Origin of the sequence: Bradyrhizobium sp. SK17 (assembly GCF_002831585.1) — a bacterium.
Classification (GTDB): domain Bacteria; phylum Pseudomonadota; class Alphaproteobacteria; order Rhizobiales; family Xanthobacteraceae; genus Bradyrhizobium.
Genome location: NZ_CP025113.1, coordinates 3,170,250 through 3,192,302 on the forward strand (window position 1 = coordinate 3,170,250; position 22,053 = coordinate 3,192,302).

Below are 22,053 nucleotides of genomic sequence, written 5' to 3' on the forward strand. Positions count from 1 at the left end.
CCCAGTTATTTCGTCACCGAAGGGATCACGGACATGAACTTCCAACCGCGCGGGATCAGCGACCGGGCCATCCAGGGACCGGCTTCCTATCAGAGCGAGCTTGAGGCGGCCGAAGCGCTGCTCAAGACCAAGGACACCTGGAACGGCGTTACCGCCGAGGCCGTGGCGCGCATGCGCCTGCAGAACCGCTTCAAGACCGGTCTGGACGTCGCCCGTTACACGGCTGCGCTGATGCGCGCCGACATGGCCGCCTATGACGCCGACAGCACCAAGTACACCCAGTCGCTCGGCTGCTGGCACGGCTTCATCGCGCAGCAGAAGCTGATCTCGGTCAAGAAGCACTTCGGCAACACCGATCGCCGCTACCTCTATCTCTCGGGCTGGATGATCGCCGCGCTGCGCTCCGAGTTCGGCCCGCTGCCCGACCAGTCGATGCACGAGAAGACCTCGGTGCCGGCGCTGATCGAAGAGCTCTACACCTTCCTGCGTCAGGCGGATTCCCGCGAACTGAACGATATCTTCCGCGCGCTCGATGCGGCCCGCAAGGAAGGCGACAAGGCCAAGGAAAAGGCGCTGATCGAGAAGATCGACAACTTCCAGACCCACGTCGTGCCCGTCATCGCCGACATCGACGCCGGCTTCGGCAACGCCGAGGCGACCTATCTGCTCGCCAAGAAGATGATCGAGGCGGGCGCCTGCGCCTTGCAGATCGAGAACCAGGTCTCGGACGAGAAGCAGTGCGGTCACCAGGATGGCAAGGTCACCGTGCCGCATGAGGTGTTCATCGCCAAGATCCGCGCCTGCCGCCATGCGTTCCTCGAGCTCGGCGTCGAGGACGGCGTCATCGTGACCCGCACCGACTCGCTCGGCGCCGGCCTGACCCAGCAGATCGCAGTCAGCCACAAGCCCGGCGACCTCGGCGACCAGTACAACAGCTTCCTGGATTGCGAGGAAGTGACGGCCGCCAATGCGCGCAACGGCGACGTCATCATCAACCAGAACGGCAAGATGATGCGTCCGAAGCGTCTGCCCAGCAACCTCTACCAGTTCCGTCCCGGCACCGGTGCGGATCGCTGCGTGCTCGACTGCATCACCTCGCTGCAGAACGGCGCCGACCTGTTGTGGATCGAGACCGAGAAGCCGCATATCGAGCAGATCGCCTCGATGGTCGACCGCATCCGCAAGGTCATTCCGAACGCCAAGCTGGCCTACAACAACTCGCCGTCGTTCAACTGGACCATCAACTTCCGTTGGCAGGTCTACGACGCGATGAAGGAAGCCGGCAAGGACGTCAGCAAGTACAACCGTGCCGAGCTGATGAAGCCGGAATACGACGAGACGCCGCTGGCGATCGAAGCCGACGAGCGCATCCGTACCTTCCAGGCGGATTCGGCCAAGCGCGCCGGCATCTTCCACCATCTGATCACGTTGCCGACCTATCACACGGCGGCGCTGTCGACCGACAACCTCGCGAAGGAGTATTTCGGCGAGCAGGGCATGCTGGGCTATGTCAAGAACGTGCAGCGCGCGGAGATCCGTCAGGGCATCGCCTGCGCCAAGCATCAGAACATGGCGGGCTCGGACATCGGCGACGATCACAAGGAGTACTTCGCCGGTGAGGCTGCCCTCAAGGCGGGCGGCGCCCACAACACGATGAACCAGTTCGGCTAATCGCCCGAACGGATCAAGATATCGGCGGACAGGCGGGATTGCGCGGCAGTCCCGCCTGTTTCTTTTTGGGCGGGGCGGTTTCGACCATGCTGACACGGTCGGGGCCGCCCCGTTGCGTTTGCATACCCTTCCCTCAAGACCCGGCGCATGTGTGGAGGTTCACGCATTCGACATGCGCATGATACCTTGCCAATTCGAGGGTACGCCACGCGATGAATGTCGGGCACTACACATCCGCCGTCGCCAGCTCTGCCGTGATGGAGCGGCTCAAGCCGTTCGATCCACGCGTCGTCGGAACGCTGCCGCTCGACCTGGCCGTGCCGGGCAGCGACATCGATATCGTCTGTCATGCGTTCGATCCCGACGCGTTCGCCGAGATCATCTGGACCCACTATCGATCAGCCGCCGATTTTGCGCTCTACCGATGGACCTCGGACACGCGGCCGGTGATTGCCCGCTTCATGTGGGACGGTTGGCCATTCGAACTGTTCGGTGACCACCGCCCGGTCGACCGGCAGCCGGGCTGGATCCATTTCGATGTCGAACGGCGGCTGCTTGCGCTGGACGACGGACGGCTGCGGCGAGCCGTCAGCAGATTGAGGGCAGGTGGCCTCAAGACCGAGCCTGCGTTCGCCGCCGTGCTCGGGATATCGGGCGATCCCTACCGCGGACTGCTTGAGCTTGCGGCCGCCACCGACGCCGCGTTGCGCGCGCGGATCGCGGCATGCGATCTCGCCTGATCACCGGTCTATGAACTTCATTCGCCCGGAACGAGGTGGCCGACTGGCGGCCGTGCGAGGCGCCGGTGCCTGCGGCGGGATAGATAGAGCAGGACGCCGGTCACCACGAACAGCGGCATCATGGCGGCGGCGAGCATGAAAGCGAGCTTGCCGGGCCATCCCAGGATGGCGCCGCGGTGGATGTCGAGCACGGCGGCAAGGACGCGCTCGCCGGACGTCTTGTCTGCATAACGATCCGACGCGATGACGCGACCGGTGACGGCATCGATACGGAACTCGTCACGGACGCTCTCAAGCGACGAGTCCCGTGACCATGACCGCACGCGCACGGCGGTGCCCGCACCCGCCGGCAGGGTCAGCAGCGCCCGTCCGTAATCGTTGTTCTCCTGCTGCAGGAACGCGGTCCAGACACGATCGAAGCCGAGCGGCTTTGCTTCGGCCTTGCTTGTATCAACCTTGTTCGTATCAGCCTTGTTGGTATCGGCCTTGGCGTCAATTTTGCCCTCGGTTGCCGCCGCGCCGCGCGGCGGCTTGGGTTGCATCGCGGCCGCCGTGGTCTGGGGCCGCGCCAACAGCCAGTTGGCGCCGGCCTTGTACCATTCGAACGAATACCAGAGGCCGGTCAGCGTCATCACCAGATAGACCGGCAGCACCCAGGTGCCGATCACGGCGTGCAGGGAGCGATGCAGGCCACGCCCGCGCAGCCCCAGATTTGGCTTCAGCCACATCTTCACGCTGCGGGCGCGGTGCGGCCAGCGCAACACCATGCCGGATATCAGCATCACGATCAGGCAGATCGCGGCGGTGCCGGTGATCTTGCGGCCGATGCCATTGCCGTCGCCCGGCAGCAGCATCCACCGATGCAGCTTGCGCACGGTGGCGAAGAAGTCCTCGCCGCGCGGCGAGCCAAGCACGTGCCCATTATAGGGGTCGACATAGACCGAGGACGGCCGCGTACCGCCTTCGCTGCGGGCAAAGCGGATGCGTGCCGCGGCCGCTGGGTCGCTGGCCATGGTCACGGCCGAGACCTTGCCGAAGTCGCCCGCGCCTTGCAGCCGCGCGACCAGTTCGTCCGGCGTCAGCCGCCGCGTTGCGCTGGCATCGACGCGCATGATGTCGCCGTTCAGACCGGCTTCGATTTCCTCCTCGAAGCTCATCGTCGCGCCGGTGATGCCGACCACCGCCCAGATCAGCGCCAGCGCAAGGCCAATGATGGAATGGACCTGCAGCAACGCGGCCCTGATCGAGGATTTGTTCATGGGATCAGAAGATGTGGCGCACCGGAACCAGCGGGGCTTGTCGCAATCGCCGCCTATTCAACAGCGCGTCGGGACCCTACCGAAGAGCTCGCAGCGATGCCACCCACGCCGGTTTGGAATCGATCCAAGCTGCCGCGGGACGCTCCAATGTGTCGGCGGGGTGACGCGCGGGTACTAGCTCAGCTTGACGGACAGCTCGATGCCGCCCTGGTGCGACAGCAGCACGGAACGAAAGCCGTTGCGCGGATCGCGCACCAGGGAGGTGTAGTCGCGATAATCCTGCTCGAACAGTTCGACATTGTCGCACAGCACGACCGCGCCGGCCCGGAGCTGCGGGGCCACCACGTCGATGACCGGCCGCACCAGCGGGATCCAGCTGTCGAGCAGCAGGAAATCCACCGGCCCGCCGGCGTCCTTCAGGGTTTGCCTGGCATCGCCGATGCGGATCTCGACGAAGTCGGAGAGGCCGGCATCGGACAGGTTCTGCTGTGCGATCGCGGCCTTGCTGGGCTCGATCTCGGTTCCGATCACCACGCCTTCGCCGCCGAAGTCCCGCATATTGTCGCGTACGGCCGCAGCGAGGTAGATCGTCGAGACGCCGAACGAGGTGCCGAATTCGACGACGCGCGTGGCGCGAAGCGAGCGGCACAGCAGATAGCAAAGGTCGCACTTTTCCGGGTCGAGCGCGACCAGCTTGTCGCGCACGAAGCTCATGTCGTCAGCGGAGCCGGGATTGGTTGGGCCGCTGCCGGCGCGCCGCTTGGCGTCGTAGTATCGCCGCATCTCCGGGGATTGCTGGGTCTCGAGGTCTCGCAGCCGCGCCAACACCGTTTCGGCGCGCGGATCGCACAACACATTGCTCATGACGTCACCTTCTGGATCATCAGCAGCTGCATCTAAAGTCGAATATCCTTCGAAATTTGTCAACGCTGATTTTGCCGCGGCGGCCAGCCGCGGATTGGCGCGCCGGCAAATACTGCGCCATCTCGAAACCGGAATTCGCGTCGCTAGAATTTCACCGTCGCCGAGAGCGAGAAGCGCCGCGCATCGCCCATCGCCACGGCCAGGTTGCTGACGGCGGAGGGATAGTAGACGGTGTCGAACAGGTTCTTGACGTTGAACTGGTAGATCACCGGCAGCGTGTCGACCTTGGTCTCGTAGGTCGCGAAGATGTCCGCGACGGTGTAGGACGGCAGCACGAAGCTGTTGTTCGCGTCGCCTGGCCGGTCGCCGACATAGCGCGCGCCGCCGCCGAGCCGGAGCCGGCCGGGCAGGGTGGTGCCGAAATCATAGACCAGATAGAGCGAGGCCGTGTTCAGGGCGACGTTCTGCAACTGCTTGCCGGCATAGGTCGGGTCTTCGATCACGCGGGCGTCGGTATAGCCATAGCTGCCGATCACGCTCCAATTGTCGGTCAACCTGCCGGTGACGTCGAATTCGGCGCCGCGCGAGCGTACCTTGCCCGCCGCCGTGTAGACGTTCAGCGCGGTCGCCGGATCGAGCTGGCTCACCAGCACGTTCCGTTTCTCGATGTCGTAAACCGCGACGGTGCCGGAGAGGCGCTTGTTGAGATCGAACTTGACGCCGGCTTCGTATTGCGTGCCTTCCTCGGGCGCTATGTTCGAGCCGAGTACGACACCGCCGCCATTGCTCAGGGGCGCGATCGTCGAGTTCGGCTTCAGCGATTGCGTGTAACTCGCATAGAGCGAGACCTGGTCGGTGAGCTTGAAGATGGCGCCGCCGAGCGGCAGCACCTTGTCGGCCGACACGTTGGTGTTGGTGATGAAGGGCCGACCCTTGCCGGCGAGCTGGTCGTAATCCATGTAGCGCACGCCGCCGACCAGCGCGAAGCGCTCGGTCAAATGCAGCGTGTCCTGGAAGAACAGCGACCACTGGCCGAGCTTGTCGGTCTGGGCGCTGTCGACCGCGGACACCGTGGTCCCCGGCGTGATCAGCCCATACACCGGATTGTAGACGTTGAAGCTCGCCGTCGATTGCCGGATCAGATTGTCGCGATAGATCGTGCGGTACTGGCCGTCGCCGCCGAACACCACCTCGTTGCGGAAGCCGCCGAGCCAGACATTGCCCTGCAAATAGGAGGTGCCGTAGCTGACATTGCTGAGCGAGCCCTGCGTGCCGTCATTGCTGCGGGTCTCGACGCCTGACTTGATGCCGGTGATGCGGAGCTGGTTGGCGCTGAAGGTCTCTGTGTTGTAGCTGTAGGCTGCGAACAGCTTCCAGTCCTGGTTCAGGCGATGCTCGACCGAGGCCTGCATCAGGTCGGAAGTGCCCCACATGTTGTTGAACGGTTCGTCGAGCCGGCGCGTCGCCGGAATCGCCAGCGGCGCCTTGGTCGCGGGATCGAGCGCGGTGCCGCGGTCGAACGGCGAGATGAATTCGCGGTGCTCGTAGTTGAGCTGGACGGTGGTGTTCTCGCCGTACCACGCCAGTGACGGCGCGATCAGCATCTCCCGGTGGCGCCCGAAATTGCGCCAATAGTCCTCGCTCACGCCGTAGCCGATGAAGCGATAGGCGAGGCCGCGATCGCCGATCGGGCCTGTGATGTCGATGGTGCCGTCGGCGCCGTTCTTGTTGTTGGCGTAGGTCGAGCCGAGCAGGGTCACCGAACCGTGCTGATAGAGCTCGGGGCGCTTGCTGATGGTGTTGACGATGCCGCCGGGGTCCATGATGCCGTAGAGCAGCGACGCCGGACCCTTCAGCACCTCGACGCTCTCGACGGCCGCATTGAGGCTGCGGCCCTGCACCAGCGGCATGCCGTTGCGCATGATCGAGCCGTCGCGGTTGTCGCCGAAGCCGCGGCGGATCACGGCGTCCTGGGTGCCGGCCAGCGTGTTGGTCTGGGTGACGCCGCTGACATTGGCCAGCGCGTCGTCGAGGTTGCGCGGCAGCTGATCCTTCAACACCTGCTCCGGCACCACGTTGACCGCCTGCGAGGTGTCGAGCGGCGAGGCGCCGCTGCGCAATGTGGTGGAGCTCGGCATCGCGCGGTAGCCGAGTTTGGCTTCGTTCAGTGCCGCGGCGGCCGCGGCTGCGCGCTCCGACGGCGTTGGCGGTGTCGGCTGCGTATTCCGGGCGCGCTGCCGTGCCGCGGTGGCAGCCTGTGTCCGCTGCGCCGGCCGTGCCGAACTGGCTGCCGGCTTGCGCTTCTGCGTCGGCTGGTCGACCACGACCGGCGGCAATGGCACGCTCGATTGGGCGCTTGCCGGCGTCGCCGCGGCGGAGAGGTCGGCGAACAGGAAGGCCGCGCCGATCAGCAGATGGGTGCGGCCCTTGTCGGCGGCATTTCGACGGTCGCCGATAACACGGCCATCAGCATTCACAGGCACTCTTGGACTTCCGATTCACGCGAACTCGTTCACGCCGGGCCTCTAGCAGTCGGCGCGCGCGAAAAGAACCGGAGCAGGCTTGAATCTCTCTAACCGGGTTGGACTTGATCGTTCTGAGGCGAAGTAAAGCTCGCGCGTGTGTGCGAGCCTTGTACATCGTCGCCTGATTGTCGCATCGGTGCGTCAATTGGTCGCGCGCCTCTGCCCCGAGGCCGCACGCATCGATGGATGCAGACCGTGTCGCGCAAAGCGCTCACGACATCGCCAGGCTGACAGGTGCCGAGCCGACCATGCCGGTGCTCACACCGTCGCGCGCCATCGATTCGATCGCGCTCCAGTTCTCGCGAAAGATGCGCGCCGCCTCGTTGGCACTCTCCGCCTGGATCGTCAGGCTGCACGCGCGTCTCGCGCCGTTGCTGGCGAGCTGGAAGTAAAGGACATACCCAGACGATTCCGCGCCCTGTGCGCCCAACGGTACCTGCTGCATGTAGGTTTTCCCCAATCGTGTTTTTGTTGCGCCATCCGCGCGCAGGATTTGACAGCGATGCGGCACCTTCGTGATTCAAGACGCGCAATCTGCTCGATTGCGCGTTTTTATCCGACGGTGTTGCCGGGATTCAACAGACATTGGAACCAGCGCGGCGCATCGACTGCAACCCATCCGCGATCACAGCGTGGGTTCAACTTTCGCGGCGTGGCCTATGCGTCGCCATCCGGATGCACCATCAGGGTTTCCTGGATCGAGGTCGCGAGCATCGTTCCCTCGCGATCATGGACCCGGGCGATCGACAGCCCGCGGCCGCCATCGGCGCAGGGACTCTCGGTTTCCACATGCATCCATGCGTCAGGTGAAAACGCTTGGTGAAACCAGATGCAGTGGTTGAGGCTCGACAGATAGAGTGGTGCGCGTGATTGCAGGTCGCGGAGGTGGCTGCCGACGCTTGAGAAGTTGAGCCACCAATCCGAGAGATAGGCGAACACCGCCGCCTGGGCGCGGGAACCCGCGGCAAGCGGCCGCCGGCATCTGATCCAGAACCGCAGCCGCGGTCCCGCTGACGCGGCCGAGAGCTGACGATCGATCTCGGGGATACGAAAATCCATGCTCGGCTTGATGTGCTGCGAGTAGGGGCCGAGCGGCCGCAACTGCGCCATCAGTGCATCGGGGATCATGGAGAGATCGGGCAGGCTGTCGGGGTCCTCCGAGGCTGCGAACGGCGCAGCGTGGCGTGGACCCGGCTGCGGCGCGCAGAACGTGGCCTGCGCGCTGAGTACCGTTCGCCCGTCGCCCTGGTGGCCAACGACATGGCGCGAGGAGAATCGCTTGCCGTCCTGGAGGACTTGCGCGTCGAAGCTGATGCGGCGGGCCGGATCGGCGCCGCGCAGGAACAGGAGCTGCAACATCGCCGCCGGGCGATCTTCGGGGGCGCTCAGCGTCGCGGCCATCATCGCCTGGCCGAGGATCTGGCCGCCATAGGACCGTCCGTTGAGATTGCCGTCGCCGTAACGGCTGCGATAGCGAAACGGGGCGATGGTTTCGAGCGAGACCAGCGCCTCCGCCGCCTGGTTGTCCCATGGATCGCAGGCGGCTGCGCCACCGTCCGCGATGCGGATGCCTTGTCCGTCCATTCCGATCACATCGCCGGGAATTTCTGCGGTCCCGGATAGAGCGGATAGCCGGCGGCGACGCCGTATTCGCTGATGCCGAATCCGGTCTCGCCGCCGCTCTCCAGCCGGACGACGTGATCCGACAGCGTGCGTGCGATGGCGCGTGTCGCGGCATCGTCGAGGTTCCAGACGTCGTGCGCGGCATCGTGCTCGCCGCGGTCGTCGCCGTGGGTCCAGCCCTGCAACCCGCCATACATCCCGGCCTTGAGATAGAACCGGGTCGGCAATCCCAGCATCCTGACATGACGCGGCGCGCCGCGATCGAAGGCGAAGGTGAAGTCGGCCGTCGCAATGGTCTGGCCGAGCGGATCGTCGGCCCACTCGATCCTGTGCTCGACCGAGGTGACTTCGCGATGCGACACCGATCCGTCGGCCTCGCGGCGGAATTCGGTGCCGGAGAGGTAATGTGGCTTGCCGGGCGTTCGCTCCTTGATGAAGATCGATAGCGCCGACTGCGGAAACTGGAACATCGACCAGGTCCAGAAGAAATTGCGATGGGTCGCAACCGGCGGCCTCGCCTCGTCGGTGCGCATCTCGGAACGCAGGCCCCAGGAGCGGTCGCGCTGTCCCCACCACAATTCGGGCTCGATCTCGTAGCGCTTGCCGTCGGCGACGATCCAGCCGCGCCAGCGGCCGAACTGCGAGACGCGGGCGAGGTCTTCCTCGACGACGCCGTTGCGCTCGCGGAAGTTCTGCTTCTCCTGCGCCGCCGGAAAGCTCGCCCTGAATTCGAGCGCGAAGCTGATGCCGGACGGGTTCTCGGCGAGCGACAGCCGGTGCAGGCTGTTGCCCTCGACGATCTCGATCCTGAGCCCGCCGACCTCGGTCTCCAGCGGGCGGGTCCCGAGCCGGCGCGAGGCACGGAAATTGTGCTGGCGGCGGCCGATCGTGATGCCAGCGAAGCCGTCCATCACGTTGCGGTTCGGATAGTAGCCGAGCCCGATATCGATCAAGAGCTCGCTGCCGTCGATCGGGTGCGCGGTGTACCAGTAGCGCTCGGTGAACCTGACGTCGCCGCCGCCCGCCTTGGCAAACGGCTGCGGCGTCTGGTGGCCGATGAGATCATCCTGGGCTGTCAGCATTGTTCTTGTCCTTGTGTTTGAGCCTCGGTCGTTCGATGTGCGGTGCGGTCAGTCCTTGGCCGCCTGCTTGGCCGGTCCAGCGCCCACGATGTCGCCGAACAGCACCCAGGTCTTGCCGTCGAAACGGGCGAAGCGGCGTTCGGTGATCGCCGCGTAGTCCTGCGGCGTGGTCTGGATGGTGATGCCCGGCAGCAGCATGGGGAGCTCGATGCCGCTGAGATTGGTGGCCTGCTTCAGCACGTTCTCCCGGGTGAGTTTGTCGCCGCAGCGCTGCAAGATGATCGCGCCGAGCTGTGCCGTGGTGTAGCCGGTCACCGCGATCACGTCGTTCGGGTCCATGCCCGGCATGTATTTGGCGACAAAGGCGAGATAATCGGTCATGCCCTTGTCATTGGCCCAGGCGGGATCGTTCGGCGTCTTGTAGGAGGTCGTGGTCAGGATACCGGTGGAGGCGTCGAGCCCCGCAGGCACCAGCACGCCGGTGATCGAATTCGCGGTCGAGCCGAGGAAGATCAGCGGCTTCCACCCGAGTTCGTGGATCTTGCGGATCGCCATCGAGGCAAATTTGTTCTGCGCGGCGATCAGGATGGTATCGGCGCCCGAGGCCTTCAGGTTCACGATCTGGGAATCGATCGTCGGCTCGGTCGATTGATACATCGCCTCCTTAACGATCATCGCCTCCGCTTTCGCGCCGAGCCCTTCCTTCAGGCCAAGCACGAAATCCTTGCCGATATCGTCGGCCTGCAAGAGCACGCCAATCTTCGCATCCGGCTTCTCGCGCAGGACGTAGCGCGCGATGATCCGGGATTCGTTGACGTAGGTCGGCGAGTAGGGCGTCGTCCACGGGAACTGCTTCGGATCGTTCCAGCGCGTGCCGCCGCTCTGCACCAGCAGCTGCGGGACGCCGTTGCTGTTGAGAAATTTCTGGATCGCGGCGTTGGTCGGCGTGCCGAACGGCGCCATGATCGCGAGCACCTTGTCGTTCTCGACCAGCGCCCGCGTCACCTCGACGGTCTTGGGCGGGCTGTAGGCATCGTCGCGGGTCAGCAGGTTGATGTGGCGGCCGTTGATGCCGCCTTTCTCGTTGAGCATGGTGAAATAGGCGAGCATGGTCTTCGGAAAGCTCGCATAGATCGACGCCGGTCCGCTGTAGGGCGCATTGGCGCCGAGCAGGATCTCGGTGTCGCTGACCCCCGGACCATAGGCCTTCTCTGCATTCGCTGGCGCGAGTGCGCCGGCGAGCGCGAACGCCCACACGGCGAACGTGACGATTGGCTTCCGCATCATCCCCTCCCATGACGGCCCTCTTCGCGGGGCTCGTTAATCACTGCGGCGGTGCCTTGAGGCTTTACCCGTCGCGTCGGTCATGCAATAATAGACCGTCTGTCCGGATTATCAACTGGAATCTCCGGGCGGAAATGATCGGCTTCGCGCGTGACGGAAACATCCGCGCGTGCGCGGCCGCCTGGCGGTGAGGAGGAAACATGAAGCTGACGCAGGCGCTCATCTCGGCAGTGCAGTTGCGCAAGGACGCACCCGGCACCATCCATGCCGGACGATCGCGGAGCTGGAAGGAGATCGGCCGCCGCGTCGCCTGTGCCGCGGGCGGGCTGCGGCGGCTCGGCATCGCGGCCGGCGACCGCGTCGCGATCCTGGCGCACAACAGCGATCTCTATATCGAGGCGCTTTATGCCATCGCCTGGGCCGGTGCCGTTGCGGTGCCGCTCAATACGCGCTGGGCGGTTGCCGAGAACGCCTACGCGATCGATGATTCCACACCAAAGCTGCTGCTGGTCGACAAGGCCTTTGCCGAGATCGCATCGGCGCTGAAGGGCGCGAAGTCACTCACCGCGACGATCTATCTCGACGAGGGCGAGGTTCCCGACGGCATGCGGAGCTATGATGAGCTCGTTGCACAGGCGCCGATCGAGGATGCCTCCGGTGCCTACAATGATCTCGCCGGCATCTTCTACACCGGCGGCACCACGGGCTTTCCCAAGGGCGTGATGCTGTCGCACGCCAACATCATCTACGAATCGCTGGTCTGGATCTATGCGCTCCGTTTCCGCGAGGACACCCGTTATCTGCATTCGGCCGGCATGTTCCATCTGGCCGGCACCTCGCCGATGATCGCGCTCACGCTGGTCGGTGGCACGCATGTCACGATCCCGAAATTCGAGCCTGAGCTTGCGATGAAGACGATCGCCGAGCACAGAGTGGATTACTGCCTGTTCGTGCCGACCATGCTCAACATGATGCTCAACCATCCGTCGTTCGGCACGTATGATCTGAGCAGCGTCAGGGATTGCGAGTATGGCGCCTCGCCGATGCCGGACGCGCTGCTGGTCAAGCTGATGCGGGTGCTGCCGAGCTGGCGTTTTCACCAGGGCTACGGCATGACCGAGAGCGCGGCACTGGCGACGATCCTGCCCTGGGAATATCACGCGCTGGAAGGGCCGCTCGCGGCCAAGCGGAAGTCGGCGGGGCGCGCGGCGCCCGGTGTCGAAATCCGCATCGTCGATCCCGCCGGCAATGAGGTGCCGCGAGGCACGGTCGGCGAGATCGCGATCCGCGGCGCCGGCGTGATGCTCGGCTACTGGCGCAAGCCGGAGGAAAGCGCCCGCGTGCTGCGCAATGGCTGGCTGCACACCGGCGACGGCGCCTGGATGGACGAGGACGGCTTTGTCTATATCGTCGACCGCCTGAAGGACATGATCGTCTCCGGCGGCGAGAACGTCTATTCCGGCGAGGTGGAGAACGCGATCTTCCAGCACGAGCATGTCAAGGAATGCGCCGTCATCGCGGTGCCACATCCGCAATGGGGCGAGGCGGTGCACGCGATCGTGGTGCCGAAGGATGGCACCCGGCTCGATTCCGAGATGGTGATCGCGCATTGCCGCACCTTGATCGCGGGCTACAAATGCCCGCGCTCGGTCGACATCCGGCTCGAGCCGTTGCCGCTGACCGGCTCCGGCAAGATCATGAAGTCGGCGCTGCGCGAGGAGAAGTGGCAGGGCTATACGAGGTCGGTCAATTGATGCCGGAAGCTGCGAAACGATCCGACGATGTGGCGGATGCTGCGCCGGACCTCATGCGCCCGGCCGCCGTCAATGACGATGCGGTGCGCAGTGCGCTCGCACGACATTTGTCGCGGACATCCGGGAGCCGGACGGAGATCACGAGCTTCGGCCGCAAATCGTCGGGCTTCTCCTGGATCACCTACGCTTTCGTGGCGCGCTCGGCCGAGGGAGACCGCAAGCTGATCCTCCGCGTCGGTCCGCCGAGCGGGCTATTTGCGCCATATACGGTGCTGCCACAGGTTTATGCGTTGCAATCGCTGGCCGGCACCGGCGTTCCCGTTCCGGCGCTGGTGTCATCAGAACAGGATGGCGCGGAGATCGGCTTTCCCTTCTTCATCTGCGCGCATGTCGAAGGCGAGGTTCCGGCGCCCTGGGCGGCAAGCGAGCTTGATCCGGAGCACAAGCGCGCGATCGCCCGGCAGTTCGTCGAGATCCTCGCATCATTGCACCGGATCGATGCGGGCACGACGCCGTTTGCGACGTTGCAGCAGGGCGAAGAGCGTGCCGAGCTGCGCGCGATCAGTGGCTGGCGCGCCTCGCTCGCGCGCCCGACGGCGCGATACTATCCGCTGCTCGATTGGGGCGGCCGCTGGTTGCACGACAATTGCCCGCAGCCGCCACGCCGCACCATCGTGCATGGCGACTACCGGATCGGCAACTTCATCGAGCACGAGGGGCGGATCACGGCGATCCTCGATTGGGAATTGACCCATCTCGGTGATCCCCATGAGGATCTGGCCTGGGCGATGATGCCGACTTTCAACGCCAGAAGCCGCAAGCTCTACGGAGTGCTCGAGCGCGCCGAGGTGATCGATCTCTATCAGCGCGCCTCGGGCATTGCAGTTTCCGACCGCAGTCTCGCCTTCTACGAAGCCTATGCGCTGTATCAGGCCGCCGCGATCCAGATGTGCGCGGTGCGCGCCTTCGAGGTCGACCGCTTCAACGACATGCGCCTCGCGGTGATGGCAAGCCAGATGCCCTCGATCGTGCGGGCCTTCGAGCGCGCATTGGAGGCTGTGGCATGAGTGCATCTTTCGAGCGGCTGATCGACGGCATCATCGATGCCTTGCAAAGCCACGTCGTGCCGAACAGCCGGGACGATTTCGTCCGCGGCCAGGTGTTTTCGGCAATCTACGCGCTGAACGGGCTGAAGCTCGCCGCCGACTGGAAGGCCGGGCCATTGCTCGAGCAGGTCGGCCTGCAAGACGACACCTTTGCTGCGATCAGGCGATTGGCCGACGGCATGGCGCATCCGGAGATTCCCGCGACGCCCCGTGTTCGCGGCAACATCTCCGATGTCGCCGCGATCGAGGCGCTGCGGGACGAGGGCGACCGGCAGCTCGGACAGCTTCTGTTATGGGCCAGCGGCGAGGGCGCGCGTGCGGCTGACCGCGCTGCCGCGAACGAGACCGAGCGCCTGCTGCGGCGCGCGATCTGCGACCAGCTCAAGATCGAACTCGCGACGACGCCGAAGTCGATGTTGCAGCAGATCGCGGGCGGTGACGGCGGCGCGGCGCAGGGCTGAGGCAAAGACGCTTGCCGGTCCGCCGCGAGCGTGTTATTCATTGACCGAACGGTCGTTCGGATTATTATTGGCGGCCGGCAAGGCATCCGCAGGCAAGCGGCGGGCGAGGGAGACCGAGCGATGAACATGATGACCGGCGTCTCGCCATGGGAGCGGCTGATCCGGCCCGACCGGGTGCACGGATCGCTCTACACCGACCCCGAAATCTTCGAGGCCGAGCTCAAGCACATCTGGTACCGGACCTGGGTCTATGTCGGCCATGAGAGCGAGGTGCCGAACGCCAACGACTACGTGGTCAAGTCGATCGGCCCGCAATCCGTCATCATGACCCGCGACGAGCAGGGCAAGGTCAATCTGCTGCTCAATCGCTGCTCGCATCGCGGCAACCAGGTCTGCTCGTTCGAGCGCGGCAATGCGCGCTCGTTCACCTGTCCATTCCACTCTTGGACCTTCGCCAATGACGGCCGGCTGGTCGGCTATGCCTTCCCCGACGGCTACGAGGGGCAGGACAAGGCGCAGCTCGCGCTCGGCCGGGTGACGCGCGTCGAGTCCTACCGCGGCTTCGTGTTCGGCTCGTTCGCGGCCGATGGTCCGACCCTGAAGGAGCATCTCGGCGGAGCCGCCGAGACCATCGATCGCCTGGTGCGCGCCTCGCCCGAGGGCGAGGTCGAGATCACGGCGGGCTTCCTCAAGCATCGCGTCAAGGCGAACTGGAAGTTCATCCTGGAGAACGAGTGCGACGGCTATCACCCGGCCTTCGTGCACACCTCGATCTTCGGCGTCGCCGACAGCATGATCGGCAAGCTCTATGGCGGCGCCTCGACCGCGCTGACCCGCGATTACGGCAACGGCCATACCGAGATCGATTTGCGGCCCGAGTTCCGCAAGCGCGATGCGCCGATGAGCTGGTTCGGCACCAGCGAGGAGCGGCTGCCGGACTATACGGCGCGGATGAAGGCGGCCTATGGCGATACCGCGGCGCGCGAGATCATGATCGACGGCACCCCGCATGTCATGATCTTCCCGAACCTGTTCATCGCCGAGATCCAGATGTTCGTGATCCAGCCGCTCGGCGTCGATGACAGCGTGCAGCACGTCACCGCGCTGCAATTCAAGGGCGCGCCCGATCTGAACCGACGGTTGCGCCAGCAGACCATGGGCTCGGTCGGTCCGGCCGGCTTCCTGCTCGCGGACGATTCCGAGATGTATGAGCGCTGCCATCGCGGCGTGCTGGCGCGCAATCCGGAGTGGATATTTCTTGGCCGAGGCGAGAAGCGTCAGCGGCAGGATGAACTTGGTTTCACCGTCGGCCACGTCACCGACGAGGTGCCGTCGCGCGGCATCTGGAGCCATTACCGCAAGCTGATGGAGCCGGCCTGATGCTGTCGCGCGAAAGCAGCGCCACCTTGATGAGCGCCATTACCGCCTTCCTCTATCGCGAGGCGCGGTTGCAGGACGAACATCAATACGAGGCCTGGGAAAAGCTCTGGACCGACGACGGCGTCTATTGGGTGCCGGCCAACGGCGCCGACATCGACCCGGAGCGGCAGATGTCGATCATCTACGACAACCGCTCGCGGATCGCGCTGCGGGTCCGTCAATTGATGACCGGCAAGCACTTCACCCAGACGCCGCAATCGAATCTGCGCCGGCTGATCTCCAACATCGAATTGATGGACGAGCAGCCTGATGATGGCGACATCGCGGTCGCCAGCAACAGCCTGATCTTCGAGTCGAGTCTGCGCGACGACACGCTGTGGGCGGCGCGCAACGAATACCGGCTGCGTCACGTCGATGGCGAATTGCGGATGGCCCACAAGAAGGTCATTCTCGTCAACAACGACAAGGCGATCTACACGCTCTCGTTCCTGGTCTAGGGAAGGTCTCGCCATGATCGACAAGGGCCCCGTCCTGCTCGACATCACCGACGGCATCGCGCGGCTGCGGCTCAACCGGCCCGATGCCGCCAACGGCATGAGCGCCGAGCTCCTGAGCGCGCTGTGCGACGCCATCATGGTGTGCCACGGCCATCCGGATCTGCGCGTCGTGCTGCTGAGCGGCGAGGGCACCAATTTCTGCGCGGGCGGCGATGTCCGCGCCTTTGCTTCCAAGGGCGAGAAGCTGCCGGACTATATCCGCCAGGCGACCGCGTATCTGCAAAATGCGGTGACCGGATTGCTGCGGCTCGAGGCGCCGGTGATAGCATCGGTGCAGGGCTTTGCGGCCGGTGGCGGCGGCTTCGGCCTGGTTTGCGCCTCCGACATCGTGATCGCCGCGGAATCGGCAAAATTCCTCGCCGGCGCGACGCGGGTGGCGATGGCGCCGGATGCCGGCGTCTCCGTCACGCTGTCGCGGCTGGTCGGGTTGCGGCGGGCGATGTCGATCCTGCTGACCAATCCGGTGATCCCGGCAGCCGAAGCGCTGCAAATGGGTATCGTCACCAAGGTCGTGCCCGATGCCGAACTCGCCGACGCATCGATGGCGCTGGCACGCGAGCTTGCCGCCGGTGCGCCGAAGGCGCTGGCGGCGACCAAGCGGCTGGTCTGGGCAGGCACCGGCACCAGCATCGAGCAATGCCTGTCGGAAGAGGCGCGTACGGTCGCGGAGCTCTCGGGCATGGCCGACGCCCGCGAAGGACTGGCGGCGGTGATCGAACGGCGCAAGCCCCTGTTCACGGGGCGCTGAAATGGCGACCTTGCCATTCGGGCGCCTCGACGGCCGCCGTGCCTTCGTCTCCGGCGGCGCGCGCGGCATTGGCGCTGCGATTGTCCGCAGCTTTGCCGGGGCGGGCGCCAGGGTCGTGATCGCCGATCTCGATGTGGCCGCGGCTTCCGAACTGGCGCGGGAAACTGGGGCCGGCGTCGCGGGGCTCGACGTCAGCGATGCCACGGCGGTGCAGGCCGTGATGACGCAGGACGGCCCGTTCGACATCGTCGTCAACAATGCCGGCATCGATCAGCATGCCTTCTTCACCGACACCAGGGCCGACGATTGGGCGCGGCTGATCGCGGTCAATCTCACCTCGGTGCTGGCCTGCACCCATGCCGCGCTGCCGGCGATGCAGGCGGCGCGCTTCGGCCGCATCATCAACGTCACCTCCGAAGCGGCGCGGCTCGGCTCCAAGGGCGGCGCGGTCTATTCCGCGGCCAAGGGCGGCGTGATCTCCTTCACCCGGAGCATCGCGCGGGAGAATGCGCGGTTTCGCATCACCGCGAACGCGATCGCGCCGGGCCCGATCCGCACGCCGATGCTGGAGCAGGCGGTCGCCAAGGGCGGTGACAAGATTCTGCAAGCGATGACCGGCGCGACGCTGCTCGGCCGCCTCGGCGAGCCGGAGGAGGTCGCGGCCGCCGCGCTGTTCCTGGCCTCCGACCAGGCGGCCTATATCACCGGCGAGACGCTCGGCGTGTCCGGCGGCATGGGCATCGGCGGTTGAGATGGCGAGCGTGGGCGACGATATCGCAATCGATCCTGTCGAACGTGCGATCGAGCGCATGCGTGCGATCTATCGGAACTGGACCCGCGAAACCACCGTGGCGCAGATGCGCAGCGACTGGGATGCCGCCTTTGCCGGCTGCTCGGTGCCCGTGACGTGCCAGCCGGTCTCGGCCGGCGGCGTCGGTGGCGAATGGATCGTGCCGGCCAACGCGCCGCGCGACAAGGCGATCCTTTATTTTCACGGCGGCGGCTTCCGCATCGGCTCGGTCGCCTCGCATCGCGACCTGATCGCGCGCATCGCCGATGCATCCGGCTGCCGCGTGCTCGCGATCGACTATCGGCTTGCGCCGGAGCATCGCTTCCCGGCCGCGCTCGATGATGCGCTGATCGCCTACCGATATCTGCGTGACCGAGGATTGCGTGCGGCGGATATCGCCTTCGTCGGGGACTCCGCCGGTGGCAATCTCGTGCTCGCTGCGATGCTGGCGGCACGCGAGCGTGGCTGGCCGCTCCCCGCCGCCGGCGCGCTGATGTCGCCCTGGACCGATCTGGCCGCGACGGGCGCGAGCTATGAGAGCAGGGCCGAGGCCGATCCGATCCACCAGCGCGCGATGATCCTGGCGCTGGCGAAGAATTATCTCGGCAAGGATGGCGATCCCCGCGATCCGCTCGCCTCGCCGCTCTATGCCGATCTTGCCGGTCTGCCGCCGCTGCTGGTGCAGGCAGGCGACCGCGAAACCGTCCGAGACGATGCAGTGGGCCTCGCTGCGCGCGCCGAGGCCGTCGGCGTCGAGGTTGAGCTACAGGTCTGGGACGGCATGATCCACGTGTTCCAGCTATTCCCGGAGATTCCGCAGGCGCAAGAGGCGATCGCATCGCTGGCGAAATTCCTGCGCAACCATCTTCACATCGGCCATGAGAGGGCGCCACAATGAACGTCATGACGTCGGACCCGCGCCAGCTGACTGAGACCGAATTCCATTTCTCGGAGCCGCCCAACCTGCCCGAGGAGTTGCGCATGCTGCGCGACCAGGTCCGCCGCTTCGTCGAGAAGGAAGTGGTGCCGCATGCCGAGGCGTGGGAGCGTGACGGCAAGATCCCGCGCGAGATCTATCGCCGCATGGGCGCGCTCGGCTTCCTCGGCATGCGCCATGCGGCCGAATATGGCGGCACCGACATGGGGCCGTTGGCCTCGATGGTGTTCGCGGAGGAGCTCGGACGCTCGAGCTTCGGCGGCTTCACCTCGTCGATCCTCGTGCACACCGACATGTCGGCGGTTCACATCTCGTTGCGCGGCACGCCGGAGCAGAAGCAGAAATACTTGCCCGCGATCATCCGCGGCGAGACGGTCTGCTCGATCGCGGTGACCGAGCCTGACGCCGGCTCGGATGTGGCCGGCCTGAAGACACGTGCGCGGCGCGACGGCGATCATTGGGTGATCAACGGCGCCAAGATGTTCATCACCAACGCGGTCTATGGCGACATCCTGATCGTCGCCGCGCGCACCGACCCGCATGCCAAGGGCAGCCGCGGCATTTCGCTGTTCATCGTGGAACGCAACTCGCCGGGCATCACGGCGACCAAGCTCGACAAGCATGGCTGGCTCTGCTCGGACACCGCCGAGCTCGGCTTCCAGGACGTGCGCGTGCCGGCGGAGAATCTGCTCGGCGAGGAGAACAAGGGCTTCTATGGCATCATGGAGACCTTTCAAAACGAGCGGATCTGCATCGGCGGCATCTGCGCCGGCGAGTCGGCCAAGGCGATCGAACTCACGACGAACTATGTGAAGACGCGGCAGGCATTCGGGGGCCGCTCTGGAACCAGCAGGGCGTCCGGATGAAGCTCGCCCAGCTCGCCGCGAAGGCGGCTGCCGCACGGGCGCTGGCCTATCAGGCCGCCGAGCTCGCGGCGGCCGGGAAGGAATGTCTGCGCGAGGTGTCGATGGTGAAGGCGCTGTCGCCCGAGGTGCTGCACGAGGTGGTGCATGGCTGCTTGCAGCTACATGGTGGCTCGGGTTTCATGCGCGGCACGCCGATCGAGCGCATGGTGCGCGATGCCCGCGTGCTGACGATCGGCGGCGGTGCCACCGAGGTGATGCTGGAGGAAGTCGCGAAGCGGATGTGAGAGCGGTGCGCTTTGTTACCTCGCCCCGCTTGCGGGGAGAGGTCGGATCGCATCGCAGATGAGATCCGGGTGAGGGGGAGTCTCCGCGAGTGCCTCTATCGCCGTGTATACCGAACCAGCCCCTTACCCCAACCCTCTCCCCGTAAGAACGGGGCGAGGAAGCGCACGTCAGTCGCGGCAACCTTACTTTGCGCCGTTCGAGGAGGTTGCCGATTTGCCCTGGCCGACCGCCCGCGCAGCGATCCCCGGCTTCAACCGCCAGTCCTCGCCGAAATCCGCCAACGGATGGAAGAACAGCGGTTCGGTGGTCTCGAGCTGCCGCAGCCGCTCGGCGTAGTCGTCGAAGTAGCGATGGCGCGTGGCTTCGTCGACGAAATTCACCGAGTACGACACGAAGGGCGGCAGCACCTTGCAGCCGGCATAGGCCAGCATGCCGTTCTGGATCGGCCACAGCACCACGTCGAGCGCGCCGACCAGCCCGTCGGGCGCGCACATGCCGGGATAGGCGGCGGTCGAGGTCACGACCATCGCCCGGCGCCCGGCGAGGCCACCGGTGTCGTAGCGGCGGCCGCTGCCATAGACCGCACCATTGACGAACACGCGATCGATCCAGCCCTTCATGATGGCGGGGACGGAGAACCACCACAGTGGAAATTGCAGGATCAGGGCGTCGCACCACAATAGCTTCTCGATCTCGGCCGTGATATCGGCGCTGAGCGTGCCCTGTTGCAGATTGTATTTCTGCTCGCGGTCATATTGCAGCCGGTCGGGAAACCGCCGCTCGCCGAAGTCTGCATCAGTCGCCACCGGATTGAAGCCCATGGCGTAGAGATCGGAGATCCTGACCGTATGCCCGAGCGCGGTGAGCTCCGCCACCGACCGCGCCAGCAATGCGCTGTTGAACGACTGCGCCTCCTGATGGGCAAAGACGATCAGGACCTTCATCGCCCTCAGTCCACCGGCTTGAAGCTGAGCGTGGCCGTGTCGGCCTGCATGATCTGCAGCCTCTGGTTGGAGAAGCGGACGCCGGGGCCGAAGCTGATCGGCGCCATCACCCCGGTCTCGACATTCCTGGTCTTCTCCAGCTCCGAGATGGTGCAGGCCCAGGTCGGCTGCTTCCCGCAGCGCTCGATTGCCGCGATCAACACCTTGGCCGCGGCATAGCCGGTCATGGTGTAGCGGTTGATGCCCTTGAACTCGGCTTCCGACACCAGGGGCTTGGCCTTCTCCAGGAACGCCTTGCCGGCCGGGCTCGCGAACGGCTCGACATAGTCGACCGCATAGATGCCGTCGCCGGCCGGGCCCATCAGCTTCAGCACCGGCTCGACGCGGCCGGGCCAGAAGATGCCGGTCGCCGGCTTGATGCCGAGCTTCTCGATCTCCTTCATCATCGCGATGTTCTCGGCGATGATGCCGCCGGCCAGGAACACCTCGGCGCCGGACTCCTTGAGTTGCAGCATGTCGGACGAGAAGTCCTGCTGGCCCTTCTTGTAGTTGCCGCTGTAGACGACGTTGAGCTTCTTGGCCTTGACCACGCTATCGAAGCCGTCGCGCACGGCGATGCCGTAGTCGTCGTCCTGGGTGATCAGGCCCCATTTCTTGCCCGGGTTCTTGTCGGCGAGGAAGTTGACGAGGTGAACGATGCCCTCCTCGTAGGATTGTCCGACCACGAACACGTTCTTGCGCGGCGGCTCCCACAGGTGCTTGACCGGCGCGACGTCGATCACGGTCGGGATGCCCGACTTCTCCAGCACCGGCATCACGGCGATCGATTGGCCCGAGCCGGAGATGCCGATCATCGCGAACACCTTGTCGACGTCGATCACCTTCTTGACGCCCTGGATGGTGCGCGCGGTGACGTAGCCGTCGTCCTCCAGCACATATTTGATCTTGCGGCCGTTGATGCCGCCGGCGGCGTTGGCCTCCGCGATCGCGATTCTGTGGCCGAGCGAGGCCGCGACGCCGAGCAAGGCGGGCGGGCCGGTCAGCGGCTCGACGTCGCCGATCAGGATCTCGGTGTCGGTGATGCCGGGATCGGCGGCACGCGCCGGGCCGGCGACGAGACAGGCGGTGGTGAGCAGCAGCGAGGCTGCCGCCAGATGTTTGATCATGGTCTCCTCCT

At 65.4% G+C, this 22,053-nt stretch carries 19 protein-coding genes and 1 pseudogene; 11 read left to right on the forward strand and 9 right to left on the reverse strand.

The window, feature by feature from the left end; all coding sequences use genetic code 11:
• Positions 1 to 33: 33 nt before the first annotated feature.
• Both CWS35_RS14815 and CWS35_RS14820 read left to right on the forward strand, forming a co-directional pair.
• Positions 34 to 1,671: an isocitrate lyase gene (locus CWS35_RS14815; RefSeq protein WP_100952320.1), complete on the forward strand. Its 1,638-nt coding sequence runs from the start codon at positions 34 to 36 to the stop codon at positions 1,669 to 1,671.
• 212 nt (positions 1,672 to 1,883) lie between these two features.
• A complete protein-coding gene (locus CWS35_RS14820; RefSeq protein ID WP_100952321.1) occupies positions 1,884 to 2,411 on the forward strand; it encodes a DUF4269 domain-containing protein in 528 nt (175 codons plus the stop codon).
• A 17-nt stretch (positions 2,412 to 2,428) separates the two neighbouring features.
• On the opposite strand, the gene CWS35_RS14825 is transcribed toward CWS35_RS14820, so the two are convergent.
• The 7 genes from CWS35_RS14825 to CWS35_RS14855 form a co-directional block, all read right to left on the reverse strand.
• Positions 2,429 to 3,670, reverse strand: coding sequence for a PepSY domain-containing protein (locus CWS35_RS14825; RefSeq protein WP_100952322.1), 1,242 nt, complete (start codon positions 3,668 to 3,670; stop codon positions 2,429 to 2,431).
• A 174-nt stretch (positions 3,671 to 3,844) separates the two neighbouring features.
• On the reverse strand, positions 3,845 to 4,534 hold the full coding sequence (locus CWS35_RS14830) for an O-methyltransferase (RefSeq protein ID WP_100952323.1): 690 nt from the start codon (positions 4,532 to 4,534) through the stop codon (positions 3,845 to 3,847).
• A 143-nt stretch (positions 4,535 to 4,677) separates the two neighbouring features.
• Positions 4,678 to 7,011, reverse strand: coding sequence for a TonB-dependent siderophore receptor (locus tag CWS35_RS14835; protein ID WP_100952324.1), 2,334 nt, complete (start codon positions 7,009 to 7,011; stop codon positions 4,678 to 4,680).
• A 259-nt stretch (positions 7,012 to 7,270) separates the two neighbouring features.
• Positions 7,271 to 7,504 carry a hypothetical protein gene (locus CWS35_RS38995; protein ID WP_024580541.1) on the reverse strand — a complete coding sequence of 78 codons (234 nt, stop codon included), beginning with the start codon at positions 7,502 to 7,504 and terminating at the stop codon, positions 7,271 to 7,273.
• Between the two features lie 212 nt (positions 7,505 to 7,716).
• Positions 7,717 to 8,643, reverse strand: coding sequence for an acyl-CoA thioesterase II (locus tag CWS35_RS14845; protein WP_100952325.1), 927 nt, complete (start codon positions 8,641 to 8,643; stop codon positions 7,717 to 7,719).
• A 5-nt stretch (positions 8,644 to 8,648) separates the two neighbouring features.
• On the reverse strand, positions 8,649 to 9,764 hold the full coding sequence (locus CWS35_RS14850; RefSeq protein WP_100952326.1) for a hypothetical protein: 1,116 nt from the start codon (positions 9,762 to 9,764) through the stop codon (positions 8,649 to 8,651).
• Positions 9,765 to 9,812: 48 nt separating this feature from the next.
• Positions 9,813 to 11,048 (reverse strand): ABC transporter substrate-binding protein, encoded by a 1,236-nt coding sequence (locus tag CWS35_RS14855; RefSeq protein WP_024580544.1) that lies wholly within the window; start codon positions 11,046 to 11,048, stop codon positions 9,813 to 9,815.
• A 200-nt stretch (positions 11,049 to 11,248) separates the two neighbouring features.
• Here CWS35_RS14855 and CWS35_RS14860 point away from each other — a divergent pair, with 200 nt between their 5' ends.
• From CWS35_RS14860 to CWS35_RS14900, 9 genes and pseudogenes are all read left to right on the forward strand, one after another.
• Positions 11,249 to 12,802, forward strand: a complete 1,554-nt coding sequence (locus CWS35_RS14860; protein ID WP_100952327.1) for a long-chain fatty acid--CoA ligase — start codon at positions 11,249 to 11,251, stop codon at positions 12,800 to 12,802.
• Positions 12,802 to 13,869 (forward strand): phosphotransferase family protein, encoded by a 1,068-nt coding sequence (locus CWS35_RS14865; protein WP_029878990.1) that lies wholly within the window; start codon positions 12,802 to 12,804, stop codon positions 13,867 to 13,869. The genes CWS35_RS14860 and CWS35_RS14865 overlap by 1 nt, the downstream gene beginning before the upstream one ends.
• Entirely contained in the window at positions 13,866 to 14,369 is a 504-nt protein-coding gene (locus CWS35_RS14870) for a hypothetical protein (protein ID WP_100952328.1), read from the forward strand. The genes CWS35_RS14865 and CWS35_RS14870 overlap by 4 nt, the downstream gene beginning before the upstream one ends.
• 120 nt (positions 14,370 to 14,489) lie before the next feature.
• Entirely contained in the window at positions 14,490 to 15,749 is a 1,260-nt protein-coding gene (locus CWS35_RS14875) for a Rieske 2Fe-2S domain-containing protein (RefSeq protein ID WP_024580548.1), read from the forward strand.
• Positions 15,749 to 16,246 carry an aromatic-ring-hydroxylating dioxygenase subunit beta gene (locus CWS35_RS14880; RefSeq protein ID WP_024580549.1) on the forward strand — a complete coding sequence of 166 codons (498 nt, stop codon included), beginning with the start codon at positions 15,749 to 15,751 and terminating at the stop codon, positions 16,244 to 16,246. The genes CWS35_RS14875 and CWS35_RS14880 overlap by 1 nt, the downstream gene beginning before the upstream one ends.
• Before the next feature lie 13 nt (positions 16,247 to 16,259).
• The gene (locus CWS35_RS14885) at positions 16,260 to 17,054 is read left to right on the forward strand and encodes an enoyl-CoA hydratase/isomerase family protein (protein WP_024580550.1); all 795 of its coding nucleotides are present in this window, start codon (positions 16,260 to 16,262) and stop codon (positions 17,052 to 17,054) included.
• Between the two features lies 1 nt (position 17,055).
• Entirely contained in the window at positions 17,056 to 17,805 is a 750-nt protein-coding gene (locus CWS35_RS14890) for an SDR family NAD(P)-dependent oxidoreductase (RefSeq protein ID WP_024580551.1), read from the forward strand.
• 1 nt (position 17,806) lies between these two features.
• Positions 17,807 to 18,742: an alpha/beta hydrolase gene (locus CWS35_RS14895; RefSeq protein ID WP_100952329.1), complete on the forward strand. Its 936-nt coding sequence runs from the start codon at positions 17,807 to 17,809 to the stop codon at positions 18,740 to 18,742.
• A gap of 83 nt (positions 18,743 to 18,825) precedes the next feature.
• Positions 18,826 to 19,931: pseudogene (locus tag CWS35_RS14900) on the forward strand (acyl-CoA dehydrogenase family protein).
• Between the two features lie 183 nt (positions 19,932 to 20,114).
• Here the strand turns inward: CWS35_RS14900 and CWS35_RS14905 are convergent.
• Together CWS35_RS14905 and CWS35_RS14910 are read right to left on the reverse strand one after the other, a co-directional pair.
• Positions 20,115 to 20,876 (reverse strand): NAD(P)H-dependent oxidoreductase, encoded by a 762-nt coding sequence (locus CWS35_RS14905; RefSeq protein ID WP_100952330.1) that lies wholly within the window; start codon positions 20,874 to 20,876, stop codon positions 20,115 to 20,117.
• A gap of 5 nt (positions 20,877 to 20,881) precedes the next feature.
• Positions 20,882 to 22,042 (reverse strand): ABC transporter substrate-binding protein, encoded by a 1,161-nt coding sequence (locus tag CWS35_RS14910; RefSeq protein ID WP_100952331.1) that lies wholly within the window; start codon positions 22,040 to 22,042, stop codon positions 20,882 to 20,884.
• Positions 22,043 to 22,053 lie beyond the last annotated feature (11 nt).